The sequence below is a fragment of the Marinomonas sp. AWM4_232 genome, from assembly GCF_056158325.1.
The window spans coordinates 480538-504977 of sequence record NZ_JBSWTA010000001.1 but is presented as its reverse complement, the minus strand read 5'-3'; the positions used below and the strand labels follow the sequence as shown (position 1 = coordinate 504977).

Sequence of the window (24440 nt, the reverse complement as noted above, 5' to 3'; positions counted from 1 at the left end):
CCAATTAAATATCACTCAATTAGGATTTGGATCGTAAAATGACACAGCAACACACCGACCTATTAGCGGACTTACAAGCTCGTGGGCTTATCGCTCAAATGACAGCAGAAGAGGAGCTTCGTGCTCACTTGTCATCTGGTCGCCGTACTTTGTATTGTGGCTTCGATCCAACCGCGGACAGCCTACACCTAGGTCACCTTGTACCTCTGCTCGTGCTTAAGCGTTGCCAAGATGCGGGTCACAATCCAATTGCCCTAGTGGGTGGCGCTACAGGTATGATCGGCGATCCAAGCTTCAAAGCAGCAGAACGCTCGTTGAACACATCTGATGTGGTCGCAAGCTGGGCAGACAAGATCAAAGGCCAAGTGAGCCAATTTATTTCTTTCGAAGGTGTTGATAACCCTGCACGCGTGGTAAACAACCTAGATTGGACAGGCAACATGAATGTGATCGATTTCTTGCGTGAAATCGGTAAGCACTTCTCTGTTAATGCTATGATCAATAAAGAGTCTGTGCAGCAGCGTCTAAACCGTGAAGGCTCTGGTATCTCATTCACTGAGTTCTCATACGCTTTACTACAAGGTATGGACTTCGCGGAACTTAACCGCCTGTACGACTGTACGCTTCAAGTAGGTGGTAGTGACCAATGGGGTAACATCGTTGGTGGTATTGATCTTTCTCGTCGCCAGAACCAAGCGCAAGTATTTGGTCTAACCGTTCCTCTAGTTACGAAATCTGACGGTACTAAATTCGGTAAAACAGAATCCGGTGCGGTATGGTTGGATCCTAAGAAAACCAGCCAGTACTCTTTCTACCAATTCTGGTTGGGTACTGCAGACGCGGACGTGTACAAGTTCCTTAAGTACTTCACGTTCTTGTCTATCGAAGAAATTGAAGCGATTGAGAAAGCGGACCAAGAAAACGGTGGCAAGCCACAAGCGCAAGCCATTCTTGCTCGTGAAGCAACGCGCCTAGTGCACGGTGAAGAAGGTCTAGCGGCTGCAGAACGTATCACGCAAGCGTTGTTCAGCGGTGAAACAGACAAACTAAGTGAGCAAGACCTTGAGCAAATTCAATTAGATGGATTACCAAGCAGCTCTCTAGAAGGTATCAACCTTGCTGAAACACCACTGACTTCACTGTTAGCAGACGCGGGTCTTGCTGCAAGTGGTAAGCAAGTAAAAGATGCACTTCAGCGTAACTCTGTCTTTGTGAACGGTGTTGCAAAAGGCATGGAAGATAACATGGCGGCAGCGGATATCTTTAAAGCAGAGAATGGTTACTACGATAAGTATTTCCTAGTGAAGCTAGGTAAGAAAAAACACCACTTGTTTGCTCTGTAAACCATTCGGTTTATTCTTCTAAAGGCGCTTCGGCGCCTTTTCTGTTTTTGTCATGGCATGATTTAAGAGATGGAAAGAATGATCACTATTGACTGGCTGAGACTCCAATTATTGCTGGGTGAGCAAGGCAAGATTTGGCTTGCTCTGAGTGGCGGTGTGGACTCTGTTGTTTTATTGCATCTCTTGGTCAGGGATGCTCCATCCGAGCTTCGCGACCGTGTGGCGGCGATTCATGTCCATCATGGTTTGAGCGAAAACGCTGACACTTGGCTGGGGTTCTGTCAGACGCTGTGTTCTAACCTCAAAGTGGATTTTTGTTTTGAAAGAGTCGCTTTAGATGGTAGGGGTTCTATTGAAGAGCAAGCGCGTAAAGAAAGATATCGTGCGTTTGATAAGGTTTTACGAGAAGGCGATATCTTACTTCAGGGTCATCATGCAAATGATCAAGCTGAGACGATTTTATTTCGTCTAGAGCGTGGTTGTGGTTGGCGTGGCATACAAGGAATTCCCGAGGCGCGTTCCCTTGGAGTGGCTAACATATACCGACCATTACTAAAAACACCTCGCGTTGAAATTGAAGCGTATGCTTGTCAGCATCAACTAACCTGGGTAGAAGATGAGTCTAATAAAGATACGCGTTATCGCCGCAACTTTTTACGTCACAAAGTGCTAGCACCTTGGCAAGAGGGGCAACCAAATATTGCCAAACATATCGCCCAAAGTGTGGATCGAATTCAAGCAGAAGGGCGTGTGATTAAGCGGCTTTTAGGGGAAGCGCTAGAGCGTTTTGTTGATCAAAATGACGGTTTGCAATTAAACATGCTACCAGAGCAGGAAAGAGGCTTTTGGTTGTCGTCGTATTTGAGTGATCGAGGCATCGCGATTACTCAGCAACAACAAGATGCTCTGGTGGAAATGTTTTATAGTCATCATCAGAGCCAGCCTGAATTTCTGCACCGCAGGCATCGTATTGTTCGTTATAAAAATGTACTGCATGTGCTGCCAAAAGCTTTGCCTGTTGTTGAGCAAAACATAGCTGCAGGGCAGTGGCTAATTCGAGCATTTGATCGAGTCTACTGCGATCAAGAGGTTGTGATCAAACCTCGCCCTGATAATGTGTTGCTGCATTTAAAAAATGGTAAGACACGACCACTAAAGAAATGGTTACAAGATAAAAATATACCAAATTGGTGGCGCGAGCAGATCCCCTATATTTATGTTGATGATGAACTCGTCGCGATCGCAGACTTATGGCAAGCGCCTTACTGGCAAGGGAATGTGAAATGGGAGCCTAATGGGCAGTTGTTGTGGCCTAGCCAATCATAAAAAATGCCCAGCAATTTGCTGGGCATTTGGTTATCTAACGTTCTTAAAGTGATATTAGAACGAGCGGCTGTACTGCAAACCTAGCAAGATAGCATTAGCATGGGTTGTGCCTGTAATGCTTGAAAGAGCATTATTTTCTGCAACATCAACATCTTCGCCTAAAAGGTAGGTAGCGCCAAAATCAATGCTGCTCACGTCATCAGGCTTGTAGGTAACCCCTGCAGAGAACCATTGGCGATCTGAATCAGGTACGGATATTGAGCGTATTTGATCCTGAGCGCTGGTATCATACATGTAGCCCGCGCGGAACTCCCAAGCATCATTCATGTAGTAGGTGCCACCAATTGAGTAATGCATAGCGTCTTGCCAGTTATAGGTGTTAACTGTTCCAGCATTTTTAGCTTCCAATGTTTTAAACTCAGACCAGCGGATAAATTGAATGCTGTAATGAACGGCGTACTCTGGAGCAATACGGTGGTAACCAGAAAATTCTGCCATATCAGGCAGTGGCATAGTAACAGTGTCCGATTGTTTAGCAGCTGTTGCTCCAAAACGATAAACATCGCCGTCAGCTTCGATATCTGGGCTGAAATGATAGTCAAAACCAAAACGGTTGTTTTCATCAACCTCAAACATTAGGCCTAAGTTGTACCCAAATCCCCAACCATCGGCTTCTATCTCAAGTAGATTCTCTGTGCTGAAATTTGCAGCGACAACGGGGTTCGCTGGGCGAACGAACGTACCTTTGCCGTATACAGCGTCAATTCCTGCACCCAAAGTAAGTTGTTCAGTGGCTTTGTAAGAGCCAACGAGACCGAAATTGGCACTTACAACGTCGGTTTTACCACCGTATTCGTAACCTGCGTAGCCATCTTCGAATTCAGTTTTAGTGCCAAAGTTAGAGTAAGCATTCACACCCCAAGCAAATTTCTCATTAACTGGGCGGATGTAATAAAAGTTTGGGGCAATGGATGTGTCCCCGATACTGTCAGAGTTAGCATCAGCACTGCTTGCAGTTAAATTATTGGTATAAGATCCATTTTTTACTTTGATATCCGTTGATATAGTTTCGAAACCAACAGAAAGAGCTGGGCGGTCAAAAAGAGACATTGCCGCAGGGTTACGGGCAATGACAGATGCGTTATCGCCAATGACTGCGTCACCGGCGAAAGCTCGACCAAGGCCTGTTGCAGACTGGGCATTTAACTGAAATCCTGCAGCGTGGATGTGCACAGCAGAAAGAGCAAGAGCTGATGCGATCAGCGTTCGTTTGTACGGGAAAGACACGTTCATAAAATAGGTTTCCTTTTTTTATTATTGGACAGACTATGAACTTTGGCGCCCCACGCCACAGTTTATATTGCTAAATAGAACATAGTCCCATCTAGTAAGAGTTTCCATGTAATTTTGTTGCGTTATTTGTGTCATTTTCGTTCATTTTACTGACAAAAAGTAGTCTGCACAGTGTTTTGTTTGTTCCACTATTTGTGCATTTAAGGCATCGTTTGATGCAATTCTTTGCTGTGCTTCGTCTGAGCTAATACCCCAAGCCTGTTGGTGCCTCTTTGCAAGCTGCTTCATAGCAGCCTCGATAGGCAGGTCTATAAACCATTTTTCATCGAGAAGTGTCTGAACATGCTCAAACCCATGCTGGTTATGAAGTACGTATAGGCCTTCGACAATCAGAATTCGAGCTTCACTGGCTATGCTGATGCTGTCTTCGACCGGGTCCCCTTGTATGTGATCAAAGCTTGGCCATGTTAAAGGCTTTGGATCAGGTTGTTTGTAAGCGACTAAATGTTGATAAAAACGCTGGCTGTCAAATGTCCAAGGCGCCCCTCGTCGAGCATAGGCTGCTTCAACATCGGGGAAAGTATTAAGTTGTGCTTTGCTCAGATGAAAGCCGTCCATACTCACGCTGACCACTTGATTTGGGTGAGTTTGATCGAATTTAAAGGCGATGTAGTCCCCGAGAGTTGATTTTCCCGAGCCTGGGAGGCCTGCAATACCAATAATGTAACGAGAATGACCTGTGTCTAGGCAATGTTGCACTCTCAATAAGGCGTCCTGATAAATCTGTGATTGGTCAAGCTTGCGGTACAGGTCAGAGTTCATTGAGTTCATCCAAGTTAATGATTACGTCGTATATAGAGAATTGAGCAAAAAAAGAGGGTATCGAAATGACCGTGACAGAGCTAGCTAAAATCGCTTTGATTGACAAAGTATGTATACACTCCCTAGAGTCAAACTTATATCAATTGTCAGTAGTGATTTCCGGTGAAGAGTACTACATACATGATTCAAAGGGGGGCTTTCTAAAGAGCAATAATAAATTGGATCTACAGTCTCTATTTAGCGATAAACACGTTGGTGCGATGGTACTGTGTCATCAAAGTGCTTACGATGAGATGGTCGGCCAGCCTATAGGTCAAGGGAATATGTTAGAAGTACCAATTGGTGACCCACTTAAATAATTACATCTACATTTGGCTACATATTTACGAACTGTTGTCTATATTCAGTTATGACGAACAAGCAGTAGGGTAGGATTGTGAAAGCAGTACTGGATCTAGAAATTAGTCGTATCGTAAAAGAAACCAGTCGTGTTATTCGAATTGAGTTGGTTTCACAAGATGGCAGCGCCTTGCCGCTGTACCAAGCCGGTGCTCATATTGAGTTAAAACTACCGAATGGGTTAATGCGGCAATATTCGTTATGTCGCTTGCCTACAACAGGAATGTCTTATGAAATAGCGGTGTTAAAAGACCCTAATTCCCGAGGTGGGTCTGTATTTTTGCATCAAATGAAGGTTGGAGATCGTCTTCAGGTCAGCTATCCTCAAAATCACTTTTTGCTAAAAAATCCGCGCAAGGCGGCTATTTTACTGGGTGCTGGTATTGGCATTACACCGCTGATTCCCATGGCGCAGATGCTCTCTAAAACAGGCGTTGATTTTGCTCTACATTATTCAGCTAAGTCGCCATCTTCTGCGGCATTTTATGATCAACTTAGTACGTCTGTTTTTGCCGATAAAGTGCACTGGCATTTTAGTAATTCAAATTCACGGTTAGATATTGAATCGCTTTTAAGGGGTTTTACTAGCCATCCGGACTTGTATATATGTGGACCTAGTCAGTATATAGAAGAAGTAATGAACTGCGCGAAAGTGTTTGGCTGGCCAGAAGAGAGATTACATAAAGAGTTCTTTACAGGGGCAAAATCCCCTTTGATGGATCAGGCTCCGCGCGAGATGTTTCAGGTCAAAATTGCCAGCTCAGGGCAAATGATTGATGTGCCTCCTGGTGTGAGTATTACGGAAGCACTAGAGATGAATGGTATTGATATTCCAATCTCCTGTGAAGAAGGTTGGTGCGGCACATGTATGACTCGAGTGATTGATGGGGTACCTGACCACAGAGATACGTTTTTATCCCCACAGGAGCACACTCAAAATAGCTTGATAATGCCGTGTTGTTCTCGTTCTCGCAGTGATGTCCTCGTTCTCGATATCTAGGAACTGTTTCGATCTAAGCACTTCCTAGTGTTGTTTGTTCATAAAAGACGCAAAACTTCTAAGCTTTTACGTTGAGTGAATCCCGCTCTGATGCTATTATTTGCTCCCGTCCTAAAGGTGCTTTTTTAAGTGCCTTTTCTCATTTCGATCATACAAATTTAAGGCGGGCTTAACACTCATGGCGACACGATATATTTTCGTCACAGGCGGCGTGGTTTCATCACTTGGTAAAGGATTGGCTTCAGCATCTCTTGCGGCGATCCTAGAATCCCGTGGTCTAAAAGTCACCATGCTTAAACTGGATCCATACATTAACGTTGATCCAGGCACAATGAGCCCATTTCAGCACGGCGAAGTGTATGTCACCGAAGACGGTGCTGAGACTGACCTAGACTTAGGTCACTATGAGCGTTTCATCGATACTAAGATGACAAAGCTTAACAACTTCACTTCTGGTCGCGTTTACCAGCACGTTCTACAAAAAGAGCGTCGTGGTGACTACCTAGGTGGCACAGTTCAGGTAATCCCACACATCACTGATGAAATTAAACGCCGTGTTCTTAAAGGTGCTGAAGGCGCAGACGTTGCCTTAGTTGAGATCGGTGGCACGGTTGGTGATATCGAATCGCAGCCATTCCTAGAGGCGGTGCGTCAGTTAAAAGTTGAGCTTGGCTCACACCGTGCATTGTTCATGCATTTGACACTGGTTCCTTACATCCGTACGGCAGGTGAAACGAAAACAAAACCGACACAACACTCTGTGAAAGAGCTTCGTTCTATCGGTATTCAACCTGATATCCTTGTATGTCGTTCTGAAGTATCCATCGAAGCACCAGAGCGTAAGAAAATTGCCTTGTTCACAAACGTTGATGAACGTGCGGTTATCTCTCTACCAGACGCTGACACGATCTACAAAATTCCACAGATGCTAGCGGATCAAGGTCTTGATAGCTTGATCGTGCAACGCTTTAACTTAGACTGCAACATTGCTGACTTGGAAATCTGGAACAAAGTAGCGCAAGCGAAACTAAACCCAGAGAAACAAGTGAACATCGCTATGGTTGGTAAATACATGGAGTTGTTGGACGCCTACAAGTCTTTGATCGAAGCGATGGATCACGCTGGTATTCACGCCCGTACCAAAGTCAAACTGCATTACATTGACTCTGAAAAAGTGGAAGAAGAAGGCACGTCAGTTCTGGAAGGTATGGATGCAATCCTAGTACCTGGCGGCTTCGGCGAGCGTGGTGTAGAAGGCAAGATCCGTACAGCGCAATACGCTCGTGAAAACAAAATCCCTTACTTGGGTATCTGTCTAGGTATGCAAGTAGCGGTCATCGAATTTGCTCGTAACGTAGCAAATCTAACCGGTGCGCACAGCACTGAGTTTAACTTAAAAACAGAGAACCCTGTGGTTGGCCTCATCACTGAATGGGTCAACTCTGAAGGTTCCAAAGAAATCCGGTCAGAGGAATCCGATCTTGGTGGAACGATGCGCCTTGGCGCTCAGAACTGTAACCTGATTGAAGGTACGAAAGCCCATGCTGCGTACGGTCAAGATGTGATCAGTGAACGTCATCGTCACCGTTACGAAGTAAACAACTACTATGTACCAGCGCTTAAAGAAGCAGGCCTAACGATCTCTGGTTTGTCAGCTGATAACTCTTTAGTAGAAATGGTGGAAATCGCTGACCATCCTTGGTTTGTTGCGTGTCAATTCCACCCTGAATTTACTTCAACACCTCGATATGGTCACGGCCTGTTCAGTGCATTCGTTCATGCGGCACTGAAAAATGCAGGAAAAGAAAAATAATTTTAGCAGACAGATGTTTGTGAATTTTTCATCTACTAAAAGGGGTTTGTTATGAGTCAAATCGTTGATATCAAAGCCAGAGAAGTTCTGGATTCACGTGGTAACCCAACTGTGGAAGCTGACGTAATCCTAACGGATGGCTCGTTTGGTACAGCGTGTGCACCTTCTGGTGCCTCTACCGGTTCTCGTGAAGCTTTGGAACTACGTGATGGTGACAAGAGCCGTTACCTAGGTAAAGGCGTATTGAAAGCTGTCGCAGCGGTAAACGGTCCAATCCGTGAAGCGCTACTAGGTAAAGACGCAACAGCGCAAGCTGAGCTAGATAAGATCATGATCGATCTTGATGGTACAGAGAACAAATCTCAATTTGGTGCGAACGCTATCCTAGCGGTTTCTTTGGCTGCAGCGAAAGCTGCGGCTGTTTCTAAGAAGGTGCCTCTGTACGCACACATCGCTGACATCAACGGCACGCCAGGCGTTTACTCAATGCCAGTTCCGATGATGAACATTATCAACGGTGGTGAGCACGCGGATAACAATGTGGATATCCAAGAGTTCATGATTCAGCCAGTTGGCGCGCCTAACTTCCGTGAAGCGCTACGTTACGGTGCCGAAATTTTCCACGCATTGAAGAAAGTTCTTAGTGCGCGTGGTTTGAATACTGCGGTAGGTGATGAGGGTGGTTTCGCACCTGACCTTGCTTCTAATGCTGAAGCACTTGCGGTAATCAAAGAAGCGGTTGCCGCGGCGGGTTACGAGCTAGGCAAAGACATCACACTCGCGATGGACTGTGCTTCTTCAGAATTCTACGAAGATGGCAAGTACAACATGAAAGGTGAAGGTAAAGTCTTCACGTCAGAAGAGTTCTCTGATTACCTAGCTGAGCTATGTGAAGAGTATCCAATCGTTTCGATCGAAGATGGCCAAGACGAATCTGACTGGGAAGGTTTTGCTTACCAAACTAAGATCCTTGGCGACAAGATCCAGCTTGTTGGTGATGACTTGTTCGTAACCAATACTAAGATCCTGAAGCGTGGTATCGATGAAGGTATCGCTAACTCTATCTTGATCAAGTTCAACCAAATCGGTTCTCTAACTGAAACACTTGAAGCAATCAAGATGGCGAAAGACGCTGGCTATACTGCTGTGATCTCTCACCGTTCAGGTGAAACAGAAGATGCGACGATCGCTGACCTTGCAGTGGGTACAGCCGCTGGCCAAATCAAAACTGGCTCTCTATGTCGTTCTGACCGTGTGTCTAAGTACAACCAATTGCTACGTATTGAAGAGCAATTGGGCGGTAAAGCACCTTACAAGGGTCGCTCTGAGATCAAAGGCCAAGCATAATTTACGGTCTTTTTATCAAAGGGAGAACATTCGTTCTCCCTTTTTTATTTTTTTTTCACTCAATTCGCGAAATAATGGGCATTCATTTGTCCAGGGCCTGAATCATTCAACATGATGTTGCGCATTTTTTTAGCCATCTTTCTATCAGCTTCTTCATACTTTGCTTTTCAAATTTATTGGGGAGAGCAAGGGGTTAAACGCGATGAAGAACTTGCTAAGCAGATCGAATACCAAGAACAGATTAATAAACGTTTAAAAGTCAGGAACGATGCTCTGCGGGCTCAGATTGGCGATCTCAAACGCGGAGAAGATGCGATCGAAGAGCATGTTCGTACCGAACTTCAATACATTAAAGACGGTGAAGTCTTTTATCGAATAGTAGAAAAGTAATGACACAGTTTTGGGTGATTATTCCAGCGGCTGGTGTTGGTAAACGTATGGCCAGCGAACAGCCTAAGCAATATTTAATGCTGAATGGCAAAACCATTCTGGATACCACAATAGAAAAGTTTTTAGAGCATCCACAGATCACAGGTATTGCTGTCGGTGTCAGTCCCGATGACGAATATTGGCAACAATCAGAGTGGGCCGGTAATCCGCAAGTGGTTCGCTTCGATGGTGGTCAAGAACGGTCTGAAACCGTACTGAATGGTTTACAAGTATTAATGGCAATCGGTGTGTCGGATGACGAATCCGTCTTAGTGCATGATGCCGCGCGCCCGTTAGTAACCGAAGCGGCCTTAACTCGCATCATGGCACATACAGGTGATCAAGGTGCGCTGTTAGCGATACCGTGCAAAGACACGTTGAAATTAGCTGAAGAACAGCGTTCTACTGCGACGGTAGACCGTAGTGTGATCTGGCAAGCACAAACCCCACAAAAATTCCCGCTAATGGCTTTGTATCAGGGCCTTGTATCTGCGCTGGAAGAGGGCATTGCGATTACTGACGAAAGCTCGGCCATGGAGTTGATCGGCTGGCAGCCTGATTTGGTAGAAGGTGAATCCAGTAATCTTAAAATTACTGTGCCGGAAGATCTTGTGATTGCCCAAGCTTTGCTTAGCATCCAGCAAACCGCTAAATAATAGGAGAACAACATGTTTCCATTTCGTATTGGTCACGGCTTTGATGTCCATAAATTTGGAGAAGGTGACCATATTATTATCGGTGGTGTCTCCATTCCCTATGATAAGGGGTTGATAGCGCACTCCGACGGTGATGTTGCGCTGCATGCTTTGACGGATGCTTTGCTTGGCGCGGCAGCATTAGGGGATATAGGTAAACACTTTCCTGATACGGAAGCTGAATTTGAAGGTGCTGATAGCAGAGTGTTGTTGCGTCAGGCTTATTCAGAGATTCAAAAGCTCGGCTGGTCTGTTGCTAACGTTGATGTAACCATTATCGCGCAAGCACCTAAAATGCGTCCGCATATTGATGATATGCGCGCCAACATAGCCGCGGATCTTCAAATCGATATGTCAGCTTCGAACGTCAAAGCAACGACAACGGAGAAGTTGGGATTCACTGGGCGTAAAGAAGGCATTGCTGTCGAAGCCGTGGCTCTATTGTACCGAGAGAATGCATGAACACAGATTGGCATTACGCGTGGACAGCGCCCCATGCGCGCGCAGATTTAAAAACCTTTGCCAGCGATTTTCTTGTTGAAGAAATCCTAGGGTTTGAACCAGAAGGCAAAGGCGAGTTCGTTTATTTATGGGTTGAGAAGCAGGGTGTTAACACTGATTACTTAGCCAAACGTTTAGCCCAAGCTGCCGATATTTCTCCTAATAGAGTGACGTATGCGGGGGTTAAAGATCGACACGCTTGTACGCGCCAGTGGTTTTGTTTGCACATGACTGGGCAAGCGCCGGATCTTAGCGTAATCGAGCAAGTGTTTCGTGAGCCCGAAATGGTTCGTGTACTATTGCAGACACGTCACTCGAAGAAGCTAAAAACAGGTGGTCTTCAAGGGAATCGCTTTGTATTACGCCTACGCAATATACAGGGAGAGCGTTCAGAGATTGAGCAGCGTTTAAGTCTAATTGAGCGTTTTGGTGTCCCGAACTATTACGGTGAACAGCGTTTTGGTATTCAAGGTAATAACCTAGTCAATGGTTACAAGTTCGTTCTGCCAGGACGAAAAGGTACTCACAAGCTGAACAAAACGCAGTCGTTTTGGTTATCAGCAATCCGCTCATGGTTCTTCAATGAAGCGTTATCGCAATTTGTAGAGCAGGGCAGTTGGGATACGTTAAGTGTTGGTGATATTGCCCAACCGAGAGATGGTTCACAATCCTTTCGTATAAAAGAGCATTCGTTAGAAAACCTAGTGCGCCATCGTAATGGCGACATTTCGCCAGTTCTGCCTTTGATCAGTGATGGTTGGCCGATGGGCACTAACCCAGAGCGAGCTAAGGCGATGACTGAACTATATGCTGAGCAGAGTGATTTGTTAGAGGGGTTGATCAGCTTCGACTTTTCTAGAGATAGCCGCGCGACACGAATCGTCCCAACGAATATGGCCTGGGAATTGCTATCTAATGCAAAGGAAGCAGACCAACTGGTGTTGCAATTTGAGCTTCCGAAAGGCGCTTTTGCAACGAGTGTTCTAAGAGAGCTTTTTACTATTAACGACCGATCTCAAGACAAGCATAATGAGACTACTTCTTTCGAATGATGATGGGTTGGATGCTCTGGGTATTCAAACCTTAGCAAAACAGCTAAAAAGTCGATATGACATCACTTTAGTCGCACCTGATCGAGACCGAAGTGGTGCTAGCAATTCATTAACGTTAACTCGTCCATTGCGTCCGACTAACGTTCGTGAGAACCAATACAAAGTCGATGGCACACCAACGGATTGTGTTAATTTAGCGATCTCTGAAGTGATTGATGGCCGTTTTGATGCTGTGATTTCAGGCATAAACCACGGACCAAACCTAGGGGATGATGTGCTTTATTCCGGAACCGTCGCCGCTGCGATGGAAGCCCGTCACCTCGGGCGGCCAGCGATTGCCGTTTCGTTGGTAGGGAAACATCATTTTGATACCGCTGCCAAAGTCATTGATATGCTTTTGCAGGACACACACGCATTGGCATTACCTCCAAAGGTTCTGCTCAATGTAAACGTGCCAGACGTTCCTTATGAAGAATTGAAAGGGATTAGAGTGACACGCTTAGGTTATCGTCATCAAGCGCACCCAGCTATTCCAGCGAATCACCCTAAGGGGATTGAGTGCTATTGGATTGGTATGTTGGCAGAACCCAATGATGCAGCGGATGACACGGATTTCTATGCTGTTTCGAATGGCTATGTCTCGATTACTCCTATTCATACAGACATGACTTGTCATTCTTCGATCAATCAATTGCACCAATGGGTGAACGATTTAGCACCATGAGCATAGCATTGGATGAGTTGTTAAAACGGTCTCAACCTCGATCTAGTCAGATGCTAGAGCACTTAATGTGTGAAGGGGTTGAGCACACAGAATTGCTGGAACTTATGGGACGCTTACCGCGTCATGAATTTGTTGAGCCGGCTTTTTCTCATTTAGCATACAGCCCAACTCCGCTTCCAATTGGTCGTAGTCAGACGATTAGCCAGCCATTGACTGTTGCTAAAATGACCTTGTGGCTGTTGACTTACGCACGTTTAGGTCGTGTTTTAGAAGTGGGAACGGGCTCTGGTTATCAAACATGTTTATTAGCGCACTTTTTTAACAAAGTGCACACCATTGAAAGACAAAAAAGTCTTTACCTCCAAGCTCAAGCTCGTATCCGCAGCATGGGCTTCAATAACGTTGAATTTTTACATGGGGATGGTCACTTAGGGTGGCCTCAGAAAGTTCAGATGGATGCCATCATTGTTACAGCTATGGCAAGTAAGGTGCCGGTAGCCTTGACTGATATGTTAAAAGAAGATGGCATTTTAATTATGCCCATCGCAGATGAAGTACCCAGCATTGGTTGCTGGCAGCGTATGGGGAATAAGTGGAAACGTTTAGAATCTACCCCAGCACAATTTGTTCCATTACTCGAAGGGAAAGTGGATGCCTAAGTGGCTTAAAACGTATTTAAGTGGTGTGTTAATGGGGGCCGCTGATGTGGTTCCTGGTGTATCAGGTGGCACCATAGCTTTTATTGTAGGGATCTATGATCGCTTAATTCATGCCTTAAGTGGTGTAAATAAGGCCAGTATTGCGCTGTTATTCAAAGGTGACTTTAAAGGGTTATGGCGTCATTTTGATGGTAGTTTTCTAGTGGTGCTTTTGTTCGGAGTAGCAACCAGTATTTTTGGCATTGCCAGTGTGATTACTTCGTTGTTGGCCTCTTATCCAGTATGGCTGTGGAGCTTTTTCTTTGGTTTGATTCTTGCCTCTGCGTATGTGCTATTGCATGAGATACCTAGCTTTTCAAAACGACATTTTTTGGTCATGGTGGTTGGCATTGCTGTAGGAGCTTCTCTTTCATTGTTGGCCCCAACTCAAGTAGACATTGGCCCTCTAATGATTTTCTTGTCTGGCATGATTGCAATATGTGCGATGATTCTACCAGGCATTTCAGGTAGTTTTATTCTATTAATGCTGGGTATGTATGGTTTTGTGATGACTGCCATTAAGCAATTGGATCTGATGGTAATTGGCATTTTTGCGGTCGGTGCTTTATTAGGGCTGTTGAGTTTTTCAAAAGTGCTAAATTGGTTGTTAGAGAATGCAAAATCTATGACTTTAGCTCTGCTTACAGGCATCATGTTAGGGGCCTTGGTGAAGGTTTGGCCGTGGAAGCAAGTAACAGCATTCATTGAGGTAGGTAGTAAGCGTTTACCAAGTGAAGAACAGTTACTATTACCTTGGCACATGTCAGCATTCAATGTAGTGGATACTATGATAATTCCAATCGCTCTAATGATTCTGGGCGCCGCGTTGGTTTACGGGGTACATTACATCTCCTTACAAAAAATTAACACTTACGCAAAATCGTCGTAGTTGTGTAAAAAGTGATACGTTTTATGCAGGAAACCAAAGTGCTGAGAATTTTTATCAACACGTTTTTTACGGTGACGCAGCAATTCAGTGGTGTCATTTTGGTTTGCCTGCTTGTCACTGGCTGTGCGTCTGACAGTTTCCATTATGGCAGCACAGGAAATACCCGAAGCACATCACCTTCTCCTAAAACGAAATCCATTCCAAGCTCAGGAATTCATCGAGTACGATCAGGAGACACATTGTTTTCTATAGCGTTTTCTTATGGTTTAGATTATCGAAATGTAGCAAATATTAATGGTATTGATTCCCCATACGTTATTTACCCAAATCAGAAAATACGTCTAAGGGGGACTCCTAAGAGTACTAAAATTGTCTCCTCTACCAGGGCCAGCGCATCTGCATCAACTCCTGTTAAGCCTGTAACAAAAAACTCCACAGAAAAAGTGAACTCTTCTTCAAGATCTGTGTCGACTGTAAATATACCTGATCAAAAAGTATCTGCTTGGCGCTGGCCAATTGCTGGATCTGTCACAAAAAGCTTTTCAAATGCAGGCGTAAGTAGTAAAGGTATAGACATAAGAGGGAAGGATTCTGAACATGTTAAAGCAGCGGCAGATGGTGTTGTAGTGTACGCAGGCAATGGCTTAATTGGTTATGGCAATTTGGTTATTGTGAAACACAACGATGTCTATCTAAGTGCATATGCATACAATGATCGTATCCTAGTCAAGGAAAAACAAAGTGTTCGAGCGGGTGACTCCCTTGCCATCATTGGTGGTAAAGGTTCTGAAAGACCTTTACTGCATTTTGAAGTAAGGCGGGATGGCCAGCCAATTGATCCACTAAAAGTTTTACCCAAACAATAATAATTATAATTTGGGAATTGAGGAGGGCTATATGAAACCAGTAGAGATGGATAAAACAGCTGAAGAACTAATTCAAAATACGGAAGATTTGGATTTCGAGGCAATGGTTGAGTTGCAAGAGGAATCAAATGATGAGTTTGAGTCAGCTGTCAATGCGCGTTATGCCGATAGTGACACAAAATCCCTCGATGTCACTCAGCTTTATTTGAGTGAGATTGGTTATTCTCCTTTGCTAACGGCTGAGGAAGAGGTTTATTTCTCTCGTCTTGCACTGAAAGGAGATGAAGCAGCTCGAAAGCGTATGATTGAGAGTAATTTACGCTTAGTGGTGAAGATATCACGCAGATATTTAAACCGAGGACTGACATTACTAGATTTGATTGAAGAAGGTAATTTGGGGCTCATTCGTGCAGTGGAAAAGTTTGATCCAGAGCGAGGCTTTCGTTTTTCCACCTACGCAACGTGGTGGATACGTCAGACGATTGAGCGTGCCATTATGAACCAAACCCGAACTATTCGCCTGCCTATACATGTAGTTAAAGAACTTAATATCTATCTTCGGGCGGCGCGCGAGCTGACCCAGAAGTTAGATCATGAGCCGACCCCTGAAGAAATTGCACAAATGTTAGATCGACCAGTAGAAGATGTGCAGAAGATGCTCAGTTTAAATGAGCGTGTTAGCTCTATTGATTCTCCTTTGGGTGGCTCAGATAGCGATAAAAGCTTGGTTGAAGTGTTGGCCGATACTCAGCATTCTGGCCCTGAGGGTGATCGTCAAGAAGGGGATGTTCAGCACAATATTGAACAGCTTTTAGATGAGTTAAATGATAAGCAGCGAGAAGTAATTGCGCGGCGCTTTGGACTTCGTGGTTATGAACCGAGCACGTTAGAGGATGTGGGAGCTGAAATTGGACTCACTCGAGAACGAGTTCGCCAAATACAAGTAGAGGCTTTAAGGAAGCTTCGGATTATGTTGCAAAATAGGGGATTATCTTTAACCGATGTAATCGACCTAGATAATTAAAATAAATTGAGTTTGAATAAATGAAGCTCTAGTTGATACTAGAGCTTTTTTGTTTAGGCGTAAGCGTCCGGCCATTCACACCTTGAGGATGTTTTTTGATCTATAACACTTTTGAGACATTTAAAAGGTGCAAACAGGCTGTGATCTCTTTAATGTACGTTTGAGGCAGAGAGCTATGGATAGTTTAAGCTCCTAGGATGGGAGCTCTGCCTTTCTTCAGGATGACCATGAAGCTGCACGGATGCAGCAGAGAACAGTTTCTTCTAAGACGTTAACGTCACATTCCAAGGCAGCAAGTCATCGATGTCTGCACCTGTTTTGCGTTTTGGTAGTTCTTCAAACACTTTCACAAGGTAGTCGTAAGTGATCAAGCCATTGGCTTTAGCAGTTTCGATCATGCTGTAGAGCATCGCACTGGCCTCGGCACCATTTTCCGTATTTGAGAAGAGCCAGTTCTTTCGCCCAATCACGAACGGCTTGATGGCTCGCTCGGCACGGTTGTTGTCGATGTTGAGGTGTGGATCGTCAACATAGCGAATAAGCTTATCCCATTGGTTGAGACAGTAATTTAAAGCACTGGTGAGCTTGTCTTTTGGCGGCTTGTTTTTCACTGTTTTTTCTAGCCACTTCTTAAAGTCGTTTAGCACCGGTATCGCCTGTTCACGGCGATAAGCGAAGGCCTTTTCCGTTGTCTCGCACTGTGCAGCTCTACTTTCAATGGCATAGAGCTTTTGTATCCAGTTCAGTGCCACGGTATGTGTGCCCGTCTTGTTCTTTCCTAAACTTTTGGCAATGTCCATAAATTTACGGCGTGCGTGGGCCCAGCATCCAACGAGCTGTGTGTCGGTTTGTTCGTATCCAGCATACCCATCGGCGTGTAGATACCCTGAGTAATCATTCAAAAAGGTCTTGGGGTGGGTCGCTTGGCGCGTTTTTTGGAACTCGTATAAAACAATGGGGATTAATGGCGTTTTATACATAGGATGAGGCGTGTCTGGACCATCTGTACCACTGCAATAGACCCACATGTAGCATTTATCTCGATCTTCTTTCACCACATTGAGCGGTGTTTCGTCCGCATGAAGCGCAGGCTGCTGGACTAAAATGTCTTTCAGTCTCTGGTAAAGCGGTCTTAATGCATCGGCACTTTTGAGCACCCAGTCCGACATGGTTCTGCGGCTCAGCTCAATGCCTAATTGCTTGAACAGCGCCTCTTGTCGATACAGAGGTAAAGCAAATTGGTATTTACTGGTGATGATCTGGCTTAGCAAACTTGGTGTTGCGATGCCTTTTGGGATAAGACTGGGTGCTGGTGGTGCTTGTTTGATCGTGACATGCGTTTCATTCTGCTCACAATGGCGACAGCCATACTTAGGACGAACCGTTTCAATCACCGTGATTTTAGCAGGAATAAACTCTAAGCGCTCCGAACGATCTTCGCCAATACGATGTAATGCACCTTGGCAACACGCACAGACTTTTTCTACATTGGCGACATCCAGCTCAATGACAGTGCGAGGAAGGTCTTTGGGCAAGACTTTACGCTTAGGGCGATGACGCATTGATGCATCGTTCTTTTCTGACGACGAATCGGCTTCGTTTGAAGTCTCTTCTTCTGCGACCACTGCTTCAGCCTCATCAAACAGTTCACCTTGACCTGGACTCTTCTCAGAGCTTTTGCCAAACTGGCGATGTTGGGCCAAACGCCATTGCTGTAGCAGGCGTTCATAGCCCGCCTTCCAATGATCAATTTGTTCATCTTTTTCTGACAACTGCTCCGCCTGCTCAAGCAAGAGTTTCTTAAGCAAATCAATATCGTCAGGTAGGTCATTCAGAGTCTTTTTCATGGCATGGATTATACCAGCCATCTACAGATTAGAGCGCTAATTTTCATGATAACGGTAGGTAATTTTTGGGTGGGCCTGATCAAGACTAAGCGGTAAACCATCCAGTAGCCAATTGAGCTGCCTTGGTGATACTTGCAAAGACAATTGCTCATCTTCGATGCCCGGCCATTGAAACACACCTTTTTCCAAGCGTTTGTAATGCAGCCAAAAACCATTCCTAGACCATTGCAGGATTTTGAGACGATTACGGGTTCGACCGCAAAAGACGAATAAACGATCAGAGCATGGCTCTTGTTCTAAGTCGTACGCAACGATAGCGGTTAAGCCATCAATGGACTTACGCATATCGGTTGGACCACAAATCAGAATAACAGGGAGGGAATCGCTTGTATTGAACACAGTCATTACTCCAAAAGTCATGACTATGTCGGATCTAAGGTGCTAGATTAAGGTGTGAATGGCCGGACGCTTACGTTTAGGCTCCTGACAGCCACTATGGTTAAGCATTTATAGAGGGGAGTTCTATGGATTCAAGTTGTTCTTGAACCCTATTTCGATATTTGTCAGACAACCCTTTTACGGTGTAAGCAAGCACCTCCTCATTACCTCGTTCAATGATTTCGGGTAAGCTTAGAATAATTCGATTTTGAATTTCAGGAACAGTGATAACCTCTTCACTTAAGATAAGCGTATTCTGTGACTCAGATAGAGAAAGAGAATCAGCGGCTTTTATTAGTTCCTCTAACTGTTCTGTTTCAATATGATTCGCTTCAAACATACTAGATAGGGCTTCAGTGCCTTTATGTAAACCCATATGGTACTGAACATTTGGGACATCTGTATAAAGGCTGGTTTCCATAAGTTGCTGTAAGAGCTGTTGAATGAGTTCCGCACAGCATGCAGCATTCATGTATAGGTTCTCATCGCATTTCTTTGCCTGAAACAACATCAACACACAGTCTTTATCATATTGATGAACTTGCCCGTTGTAGTACTCGCTAGCTAGGAAGATGGTGCGGTAAAGAGGGGTCAGTAAGTTAGCGACTTGTAATGGGGGAAGCTCATCTCGCCACTCGGCGAGGTGTTTAAACTGAATGACTAGCGCACAGGACTCACGTTCGCTTTCCTTGATAATTTGCTCGAAGTTAATTTCAAACTGCCCTTCCTCGTCGATAGGTTCTGCTTTACTGTCTTGCGTTTCAATTTCGGGCTTAACAGGTTCAACTAATTCAAGCTGTTGCAATTGACGAACATGATCGATCAGCTCAAGGGCTTCTTTATATGAGTGCTCAGGCATTGGGGCATTATTGGTTCCATTAGTAAATGCTTCAATGGCATCTGTCACCCTTGCGATGGGCATAAACATGCGTCTGACAATCAGGAGCAAAAACACACTAGTGACCGCTGCAAGAAAAATTCCTAAGCCAATCATTAAGTTGCTGATATGGGTAAGAGTACTCTGCGCTGAGCTTTTATCTAAAGCAATCATGACATGGCCAACAACGTCATCACGAAAACGGATAGGGGAGCTAAACACTAGGTGTGTATCCGTTGGGCGTATTTCTCGCTCACTATTACCTTGGCTGCCATTGCGGTTGGCTTCTGCGAGTAGCTCGTCCTTTTTGTTGTAGACTCTAGCGCCTAAGATGCTATCGCTTGCGACGAGACGATTGAGTAGTACGTTTAAGCTTAGTAAGTCATTGGTCAAAATAGACTGCGTTGCGTTAAAAGCGGCTTGTGTTGCTAGGCTGCTGCCTAAAATGTCCGTCTGCTGGTCGAGGTGCCTATCGACGGCAGAGGTTACGGAAAACCAAATCACAAAGAGTGTGACTAGGATAAGTCCTAGGTATGTTGTGAGTAAAAGGCTCGCTGATGAACACTTTTTTAATAAACTATGGTACCCAGATGAGAGTTTTTTCACGATGTCCATCGACGTCCTAGTATATTTGAGAAACGGGTATCTTATTGATTTAACCGAAAATTCGATATGGCCTACCAGTGTTTTCGGTTCAAATAACGTATTCTTTAGTTCTGCTTGACAGTTAGCGTCAGGTCAGGGATTTGATATAGTTAGCGTCCCCATTATCAGGAGTTAACATGACTGCTTCGATCACACTTATTGGCGACAATCTTGCTCAATATCAACCGAATTTCCAAGCTTGGCTAACAACACAAGCATTGGATGCTACACATACTGTTCTTTCAAACCAGCAAGATACCTTCGATGTGTGGCGCTATGACCTTAGCACTCCCATAGAAGATGGTAAATATGACAGCTTGCGTTTGGCGCTTTTGGCATTGGCTGATGACACTAAGATTGATCATATTCTGCAAACCTCTCAACCGCTTTTGTCTCAGCCTGGTTTGGCAGTATTTGATATGGACTCGACTCTTATCAAGGCTGAAGTAATGGATGAGTTGGCTGTTGAAATGGGGATAGGCGAACAAATATCTGCCGTTACAGCCAGCGCCATGCGTGGCGAAATTGATTTTACACAGAGCTTTGTTCAGCGACTATCTTTGCTTAATGGTTTGAGTAGCGATGTGATGGATTCCGTATATCAGCGAATTCAGCCGATGGATGGTATCGCTGTACTCATGAAGGTGCTGAATCATTTTGGTTGGAAAACAGCCATTCTGTCAGGTGGTTTTACGTATTTTGCGGAACGTGTGCAGCAGGATTATGACTTCACTGAAGTCCATGCGAATGTCCTAGAAATCGAAAGTGGCACGTTAACTGGTAAACATCTTGGTCCTATTGTTGACGCTAAACGTAAGCAGCTCTTGCTGAAAGAGTTGAGTGAGAAGTACGAGGTTCCGTTTGCGCAAACCATTGCTTGTGGTGATGGCGCAAACGATCTTCTTATGTTGAATGATGCGGCACTAGGTGTAGCATTGCACGCGAAACCCATTGTTCGTCAACAAGCACCCTGTCCGCTGAGCCATACTGGGCTAAATGGCATTTTGTACTTGCTTGGCCTAAGTTCGGATGAAATAACCACGATTGTAGGTTAATGAAATATATGGCATCGAGGTTAGCGAATTCCGATGCCATAATTTTTATGAATTTTACGTAGTACTGTCCAGTCGAGCGGTCCATTCTTTGGTAAGAATTTCTACCAGCCCATATCGTCTAAGTGATAGAGCAGATGACAGCTCTTCAAAGTTTTCATCTAGATAATCAAATAAAATCTTTTGCCTTAGCTCAATCAATACTCGTATTTGCTCCCCCTGTTCGTAAGTAACATCCTTGTGTTCTAGAAGGGCATCCAATACTTGATCACGGCTATCGACGTCCACTTCATAGTGATGGCGCAAAAGATAGATAGCTAAGTCGAGCATTGAGGCAACCAGCAATTGGAAGGTATGCTCGACAGCCATTACTTCGTCAGTGGTTAATGGAGCACTGCGCTCTTTCTTTCGGTGAACATCTAAGCGCTTGATCATGGCATGCTGATGTTCGTACAACGATTGTTCCCAAGCTTTATCTCTCACTGCCTAACTCCTAGTTACAACAAGAATTTTTCTTTAGTGTAGTTTAGAAGCAGGCAAATGGGTAAAAGTTGAACTCACTATCCGGTGTTACGTCATGTTTTGCTGGCACATGCAGATAGCCATCCGTTTGGCTGGCTGCCAACAAGGCCCCCGAGCTTTGTTGTACATGAGGAGTGGCAATACCATTTTGTACGTGCACTCTTAAAAACTCATCTCGTGATTGATTACCTTTGCGAGAAAAATGACACTTCACTGGATAGGGGGGAGGAAGAGTCAACTGTTCTCCTGCCGCTTTAGCAAGCGCTAGACGAGCGAATAGATGAAACGTGACAAGAGTAGAGCTTGGGTTGCCAGGAAGGCCAATAAACGGTGTATTAAACACGTTTGCAAACACAAGTGGTTTACCGGGTTTAATGGCGATTTTCCAAAGGTGCAGGGTGCCATTGCGCTCAATGGTATGTTTGACGTGATCTTCTTCGCCAACCGACACACCACCGGAGGATAAAATAATGTCACATTGTTCGCTTAGTGTTTGCAAAGCTTGTTCTGTATCGGCTACTGAATCATTGGCATGCATAACTTTGACAGCTTGGTGGCCAGCGCTTTGCACAAGAGATGTCATGAGCGGGCCATTGGAGTTATAAATCTGCCCCGGTTGCAGTGCTGCACCAGGCGATTGAAGTTCGTCACCGGTGGTTAAAATACCTACCTTCAAGGGACAATAAACCCTAACATCAGCTACACCAATACTGGCTAAAACGCCAATATCAATGGCATTCAGACGTTTGCCTTGGCTCAGAACTTTCATGCCTTTGGCGATATCTTGTCCTGCGGGACGAATGTTTTGGTGCGTCTCGACCGTCTCAAGAAAGTGGATTCTATCTCCCTGAATCTCTGTATTTTCTTGCATCACAACGGCATCCGCACCGGCTGGTATTTCAGCTCCAGTAAAAATGCGTGCACAGGAGTTTTCTGCTAAAGGGGAAGGGGGTTGTCCAGCAGCAATGCGCTGAGAAACGATTAGATCTGCTTGGGATGCTAGATCGCTACAGCGAACGGCATAACCGTCCATGGCGCTGTTGGCCGCTGGAGGAACATTTATTGGTGATTCTATGTCGCAAGCAAGAACACGTCCTAGTGCTTCCAGTAATGGAATGCTTTCAGTAGACGTGATCACATCTAACGTATGTGTGATGTGTTCGAGTGCTTCTTGCAGAGGCATAAGAGATGACATTGTTATACCTCATGCACTGGTGGCTGGTAAGGGCCTAGCAGCATAGTGACAAAGTTACATGGCTTGTGGCGAGCATCAAGCTGCTCTTTGATAATGCCATGCCAAGCCGTTTTACAGGCCCCTGTTGAACCAGGTAAACAAAAGATAAGGGTGTTATTGGCAAGCCCCGCTAGAGCACGAGATTGAATCGTAGATGTGCCGATTTCATCGTAGGAGATTTGTCTAAACAGTTCGCCAAAACCATCTACCTGCTTATCGAGAAGCGGTGTGATGGCCTCAGGGGTGCTGTCGCGAGAGTAAAACCCTGTACCGCCTGTAATTAATACAACGTTCACTGAGTTATCTGCGATCCACTGTGATACGACGGCACGCATCGCATAAATATCATCTTTGACAATGGACCGCTCGCCAAGGGTGTGGCCTGCTTCGGTTAATGCATGGATTAACGCATTGCCTGAAGTATCTTCTGCTAAAGAGCGTGTATCGGATACGGTTAGTACATTTATATTTAAGGGACGAAATGGAGAAGGCACTTTAGCCATGGTGACATCCTTATATTTAGCCGCCAGTTGCACTCATAAAGCGAAGGATCTGCGGCTCTTCATCTAAGTTAAAATGGTGTTTTTCAGGTTTTAGAGCCAACGCTTTCACGATTTGATCCTGCAATGGCTTTAGGTCATTGGGGTGTGTTCTGAGAACACTTTTTAAATCTTTGGAATGCTCATTACCAAGACATAACAGTAAACGACCTTCAACCGTCATACGTACACGGTTGCAGGTGCTGCAAAAGTTATGACTATGTGGAGAAATAAAGCCAACTTTAGAACGCTCTCCTGCGATTTGAAAATAACGCGATGGACCGCCAGTTTTATGCGGGCTAGGAGTGAGCTGCCAGCGAGTCTGTAGTCGCTTGAGTATGGTGTCACTAGAGACATAAACTTCAGCACGATCATGATCTGATATAGCGCCAAGAGGCATCTCTTCGATAAAGCTGATGTCCATATTGCGTTGCAGGGCGTAATCAACCAATGTCTCTACTTCGTCATCGTTATGACCACCAAGAATCACTGCGTTGAGTTTTAGCTGCTTAAAGGGAAAGGCTGTTACAGTATCTATGCCGCGTAAGACTTGCTCTAATTTGTCTCTTCGCGTGAGTTTTTCAAAGCGATCACGCTTAAGCGTATCTAAACTGATATTAATGCGCGATACGCCTAAGTCGAATAACTGCTGGCCCATTTTTTTAAGTTGAGAGCCATTGGTGGTGATTGTCAGCTCCTCTAAACCTGGTAGCACGGCAATCTGCTCTAAGGCCCATAAGATATCTTTTCTCACCAAAGGCTCGCCGCCTGTAATGCGAATTTTTCGTGCGCCTAATGCAACAAAAGCTTTAGCGACTTGAACAATTTCCTCAAGCGATAATATGTCCTTGCGAGGTAGGAATGTTGCATTCTCATCCATGCAATAGGTGCAACGAAAGTCACATCGATCGGTAACCGATATGCGCAAATAGTCGATATTTCGACCGAATGGATCTATGAGCATGGAATCTGACACTTGAATTAGCCTCGCTACAACTTTCTAATAGAAGCAAAATTTGTTCACAGAGGCAAAGTTCTCTGTTCTAACTGCGGCTGACGTGATGC

General features: G+C 44.9%; 25 protein-coding genes. 16 read left to right on the top strand and 9 right to left on the bottom strand.

Features of this window, described 5'->3' with window-relative positions:
* The first annotated feature begins 38 nt into the window (after positions 1-38).
* Together tyrS and tilS are read left to right on the top strand one after the other, a co-directional pair.
* On the top strand, positions 39-1343 hold the full coding sequence (tyrS, locus tag ACXAC1_RS02365) for a tyrosine--tRNA ligase (RefSeq protein ID WP_475058342.1): 1305 nt from the start codon (positions 39-41) through the stop codon (positions 1341-1343).
* 78 nt (positions 1344-1421) lie between these two features.
* Entirely contained in the window at positions 1422-2669 is a 1248-nt protein-coding gene (gene tilS / locus ACXAC1_RS02360) for a tRNA lysidine(34) synthetase TilS (protein WP_475058339.1), read from the top strand.
* A gap of 54 nt (positions 2670-2723) precedes the next feature.
* On the opposite strand, the gene ACXAC1_RS02355 is transcribed toward tilS, so the two are convergent.
* Entirely contained in the window at positions 2724-3962 is a 1239-nt protein-coding gene (locus tag ACXAC1_RS02355) for an outer membrane protein transport protein (RefSeq protein ID WP_475058336.1), read from the bottom strand.
* 141 nt (positions 3963-4103) lie between these two features.
* Positions 4104-4784 carry a nucleoside/nucleotide kinase family protein gene (locus ACXAC1_RS02350; protein WP_475058334.1) on the bottom strand — a complete coding sequence of 227 codons (681 nt, stop codon included), beginning with the start codon at positions 4782-4784 and terminating at the stop codon, positions 4104-4106.
* A 65-nt stretch (positions 4785-4849) separates the two neighbouring features.
* Between ACXAC1_RS02350 and ACXAC1_RS02345 the strand changes: the two genes are divergently transcribed.
* From ACXAC1_RS02345 to rpoS, 13 genes are all read left to right on the top strand, one after another.
* On the top strand, positions 4850-5143 hold the full coding sequence (locus tag ACXAC1_RS02345; RefSeq protein ID WP_475058331.1) for a DUF6482 family protein: 294 nt from the start codon (positions 4850-4852) through the stop codon (positions 5141-5143).
* 77 nt (positions 5144-5220) lie between these two features.
* On the top strand, positions 5221-6183 hold the full coding sequence (locus tag ACXAC1_RS02340; RefSeq protein ID WP_475058328.1) for a PDR/VanB family oxidoreductase: 963 nt from the start codon (positions 5221-5223) through the stop codon (positions 6181-6183).
* A gap of 178 nt (positions 6184-6361) precedes the next feature.
* A complete protein-coding gene (locus tag ACXAC1_RS02335; protein ID WP_475058326.1) occupies positions 6362-7996 on the top strand; it encodes a CTP synthase in 1635 nt (544 codons plus the stop codon).
* Positions 7997-8047: 51 nt separating this feature from the next.
* The gene (eno, locus tag ACXAC1_RS02330; protein ID WP_475058324.1) at positions 8048-9343 is read left to right on the top strand and encodes a phosphopyruvate hydratase; all 1296 of its coding nucleotides are present in this window, start codon (positions 8048-8050) and stop codon (positions 9341-9343) included.
* A 111-nt stretch (positions 9344-9454) separates the two neighbouring features.
* Positions 9455-9733 carry a septum formation initiator family protein gene (locus ACXAC1_RS02325; RefSeq protein WP_228191645.1) on the top strand — a complete coding sequence of 93 codons (279 nt, stop codon included), beginning with the start codon at positions 9455-9457 and terminating at the stop codon, positions 9731-9733.
* Positions 9733-10428, top strand: a complete 696-nt coding sequence (ispD, locus tag ACXAC1_RS02320) for a 2-C-methyl-D-erythritol 4-phosphate cytidylyltransferase (protein WP_475058321.1) — start codon at positions 9733-9735, stop codon at positions 10426-10428. The genes ACXAC1_RS02325 and ispD overlap by 1 nt, the downstream gene beginning before the upstream one ends.
* A gap of 12 nt (positions 10429-10440) precedes the next feature.
* Entirely contained in the window at positions 10441-10929 is a 489-nt protein-coding gene (ispF, locus tag ACXAC1_RS02315) for a 2-C-methyl-D-erythritol 2,4-cyclodiphosphate synthase (protein ID WP_475058319.1), read from the top strand.
* Positions 10926-12020, top strand: a complete 1095-nt coding sequence (truD, locus tag ACXAC1_RS02310) for a tRNA pseudouridine(13) synthase TruD (RefSeq protein WP_475058315.1) — start codon at positions 10926-10928, stop codon at positions 12018-12020. Before ispF ends, truD begins: the two co-directional genes overlap by 4 nt.
* Positions 11998-12744 carry a 5'/3'-nucleotidase SurE gene (gene surE / locus ACXAC1_RS02305; RefSeq protein ID WP_475058313.1) on the top strand — a complete coding sequence of 249 codons (747 nt, stop codon included), beginning with the start codon at positions 11998-12000 and terminating at the stop codon, positions 12742-12744. Before truD ends, surE begins: the two co-directional genes overlap by 23 nt.
* Positions 12741-13403: a protein-L-isoaspartate(D-aspartate) O-methyltransferase gene (locus ACXAC1_RS02300; protein ID WP_475058311.1), complete on the top strand. Its 663-nt coding sequence runs from the start codon at positions 12741-12743 to the stop codon at positions 13401-13403. The genes surE and ACXAC1_RS02300 overlap by 4 nt, the downstream gene beginning before the upstream one ends.
* A complete protein-coding gene (locus tag ACXAC1_RS02295) occupies positions 13396-14331 on the top strand; it encodes a DUF368 domain-containing protein (RefSeq protein WP_475058309.1) in 936 nt (311 codons plus the stop codon). Before ACXAC1_RS02300 ends, ACXAC1_RS02295 begins: the two co-directional genes overlap by 8 nt.
* A 23-nt stretch (positions 14332-14354) precedes the next feature.
* The gene (locus tag ACXAC1_RS02290; protein ID WP_475058307.1) at positions 14355-15197 is read left to right on the top strand and encodes a peptidoglycan DD-metalloendopeptidase family protein; all 843 of its coding nucleotides are present in this window, start codon (positions 14355-14357) and stop codon (positions 15195-15197) included.
* A gap of 31 nt (positions 15198-15228) precedes the next feature.
* Positions 15229-16221: an RNA polymerase sigma factor RpoS gene (gene rpoS, locus ACXAC1_RS02285; RefSeq protein WP_475058304.1), complete on the top strand. Its 993-nt coding sequence runs from the start codon at positions 15229-15231 to the stop codon at positions 16219-16221.
* 263 nt (positions 16222-16484) lie between these two features.
* On the opposite strand, the gene tnpC is transcribed toward rpoS, so the two are convergent.
* The 3 genes from tnpC to ACXAC1_RS02270 all read right to left on the bottom strand — a co-directional run bounded on the left by tnpC (position 16485) and on the right by ACXAC1_RS02270 (position 19887).
* Positions 16485-18068: an IS66 family transposase gene (gene tnpC / locus ACXAC1_RS02280; RefSeq protein WP_475057611.1), complete on the bottom strand. Its 1584-nt coding sequence runs from the start codon at positions 18066-18068 to the stop codon at positions 16485-16487.
* Positions 18069-18104: 36 nt separating this feature from the next.
* Positions 18105-18467 (bottom strand): IS66 family insertion sequence element accessory protein TnpB, encoded by a 363-nt coding sequence (gene tnpB, locus ACXAC1_RS02275; RefSeq protein WP_475057608.1) that lies wholly within the window; start codon positions 18465-18467, stop codon positions 18105-18107.
* A 100-nt stretch (positions 18468-18567) separates the two neighbouring features.
* Positions 18568-19887, bottom strand: a complete 1320-nt coding sequence (locus ACXAC1_RS02270; protein WP_475058302.1) for an AhpA/YtjB family protein — start codon at positions 19885-19887, stop codon at positions 18568-18570.
* Between the two features lie 278 nt (positions 19888-20165).
* Between ACXAC1_RS02270 and serB the strand changes: the two genes are divergently transcribed.
* Positions 20166-21083, top strand: a complete 918-nt coding sequence (gene serB, locus ACXAC1_RS02265) for a phosphoserine phosphatase SerB (protein ID WP_475058299.1) — start codon at positions 20166-20168, stop codon at positions 21081-21083.
* 54 nt (positions 21084-21137) lie between these two features.
* Here serB and ACXAC1_RS02260 read toward each other — a convergent pair whose 3' ends face one another.
* From ACXAC1_RS02260 to moaA, 4 genes are read right to left on the bottom strand one after another with little or no spacing between them, the layout of a single operon-like run.
* Positions 21138-21563 carry a hypothetical protein gene (locus ACXAC1_RS02260; RefSeq protein ID WP_475058297.1) on the bottom strand — a complete coding sequence of 142 codons (426 nt, stop codon included), beginning with the start codon at positions 21561-21563 and terminating at the stop codon, positions 21138-21140.
* Between the two features lie 43 nt (positions 21564-21606).
* Positions 21607-22797: a molybdopterin molybdotransferase MoeA gene (locus ACXAC1_RS02255; protein WP_475058295.1), complete on the bottom strand. Its 1191-nt coding sequence runs from the start codon at positions 22795-22797 to the stop codon at positions 21607-21609.
* A gap of 2 nt (positions 22798-22799) precedes the next feature.
* The gene (gene moaB / locus ACXAC1_RS02250) at positions 22800-23339 is read right to left on the bottom strand and encodes a molybdenum cofactor biosynthesis protein B (protein ID WP_475058292.1); all 540 of its coding nucleotides are present in this window, start codon (positions 23337-23339) and stop codon (positions 22800-22802) included.
* A gap of 16 nt (positions 23340-23355) precedes the next feature.
* The gene (moaA, locus tag ACXAC1_RS02245; protein WP_475058290.1) at positions 23356-24351 is read right to left on the bottom strand and encodes a GTP 3',8-cyclase MoaA; all 996 of its coding nucleotides are present in this window, start codon (positions 24349-24351) and stop codon (positions 23356-23358) included.
* Positions 24352-24440 lie beyond the last annotated feature (89 nt).

Bases quoted from the DNA above. Each gene is read 5' to 3' on its own strand.
- tyrS (WP_475058342.1), top strand. From the start codon at position 39: ATGACACAGCAACACACCGACCTATTAGCGGACTTACAAGCTCGTGGG.
- tilS (WP_475058339.1), top strand. From the start codon at position 1,422: ATGATCACTATTGACTGGCTGAGACTCCAATTATTGCTGGGTGAGCAA.
- ACXAC1_RS02355 (WP_475058336.1), bottom strand. From the start codon at position 3,962: ATGAACGTGTCTTTCCCGTACAAACGAACGCTGATCGCATCAGCTCTT.
- ACXAC1_RS02350 (WP_475058334.1), bottom strand. From the start codon at position 4,784: ATGAACTCTGACCTGTACCGCAAGCTTGACCAATCACAGATTTATCAG.
- ACXAC1_RS02345 (WP_475058331.1), top strand. From the start codon at position 4,850: ATGACCGTGACAGAGCTAGCTAAAATCGCTTTGATTGACAAAGTATGT.
- ACXAC1_RS02335 (WP_475058326.1), top strand. From the start codon at position 6,362: ATGGCGACACGATATATTTTCGTCACAGGCGGCGTGGTTTCATCACTT.
- eno (WP_475058324.1), top strand. From the start codon at position 8,048: ATGAGTCAAATCGTTGATATCAAAGCCAGAGAAGTTCTGGATTCACGT.
- ACXAC1_RS02325 (WP_228191645.1), top strand. From the start codon at position 9,455: ATGATGTTGCGCATTTTTTTAGCCATCTTTCTATCAGCTTCTTCATAC.
- ispD (WP_475058321.1), top strand. From the start codon at position 9,733: ATGACACAGTTTTGGGTGATTATTCCAGCGGCTGGTGTTGGTAAACGT.
- ispF (WP_475058319.1), top strand. From the start codon at position 10,441: ATGTTTCCATTTCGTATTGGTCACGGCTTTGATGTCCATAAATTTGGA.
- truD (WP_475058315.1), top strand. From the start codon at position 10,926: ATGAACACAGATTGGCATTACGCGTGGACAGCGCCCCATGCGCGCGCA.
- surE (WP_475058313.1), top strand. From the start codon at position 11,998: ATGAGACTACTTCTTTCGAATGATGATGGGTTGGATGCTCTGGGTATT.
- ACXAC1_RS02300 (WP_475058311.1), top strand. From the start codon at position 12,741: ATGAGCATAGCATTGGATGAGTTGTTAAAACGGTCTCAACCTCGATCT.
- ACXAC1_RS02295 (WP_475058309.1), top strand. From the start codon at position 13,396: ATGCCTAAGTGGCTTAAAACGTATTTAAGTGGTGTGTTAATGGGGGCC.
- ACXAC1_RS02290 (WP_475058307.1), top strand. From the start codon at position 14,355: ATGCAGGAAACCAAAGTGCTGAGAATTTTTATCAACACGTTTTTTACG.
- rpoS (WP_475058304.1), top strand. From the start codon at position 15,229: ATGAAACCAGTAGAGATGGATAAAACAGCTGAAGAACTAATTCAAAAT.
- tnpC (WP_475057611.1), bottom strand. From the start codon at position 18,068: ATGAAAAAGACTCTGAATGACCTACCTGACGATATTGATTTGCTTAAG.
- serB (WP_475058299.1), top strand. From the start codon at position 20,166: ATGACTGCTTCGATCACACTTATTGGCGACAATCTTGCTCAATATCAA.
- ACXAC1_RS02255 (WP_475058295.1), bottom strand. From the start codon at position 22,797: ATGTCATCTCTTATGCCTCTGCAAGAAGCACTCGAACACATCACACAT.
- moaB (WP_475058292.1), bottom strand. From the start codon at position 23,339: ATGGCTAAAGTGCCTTCTCCATTTCGTCCCTTAAATATAAATGTACTA.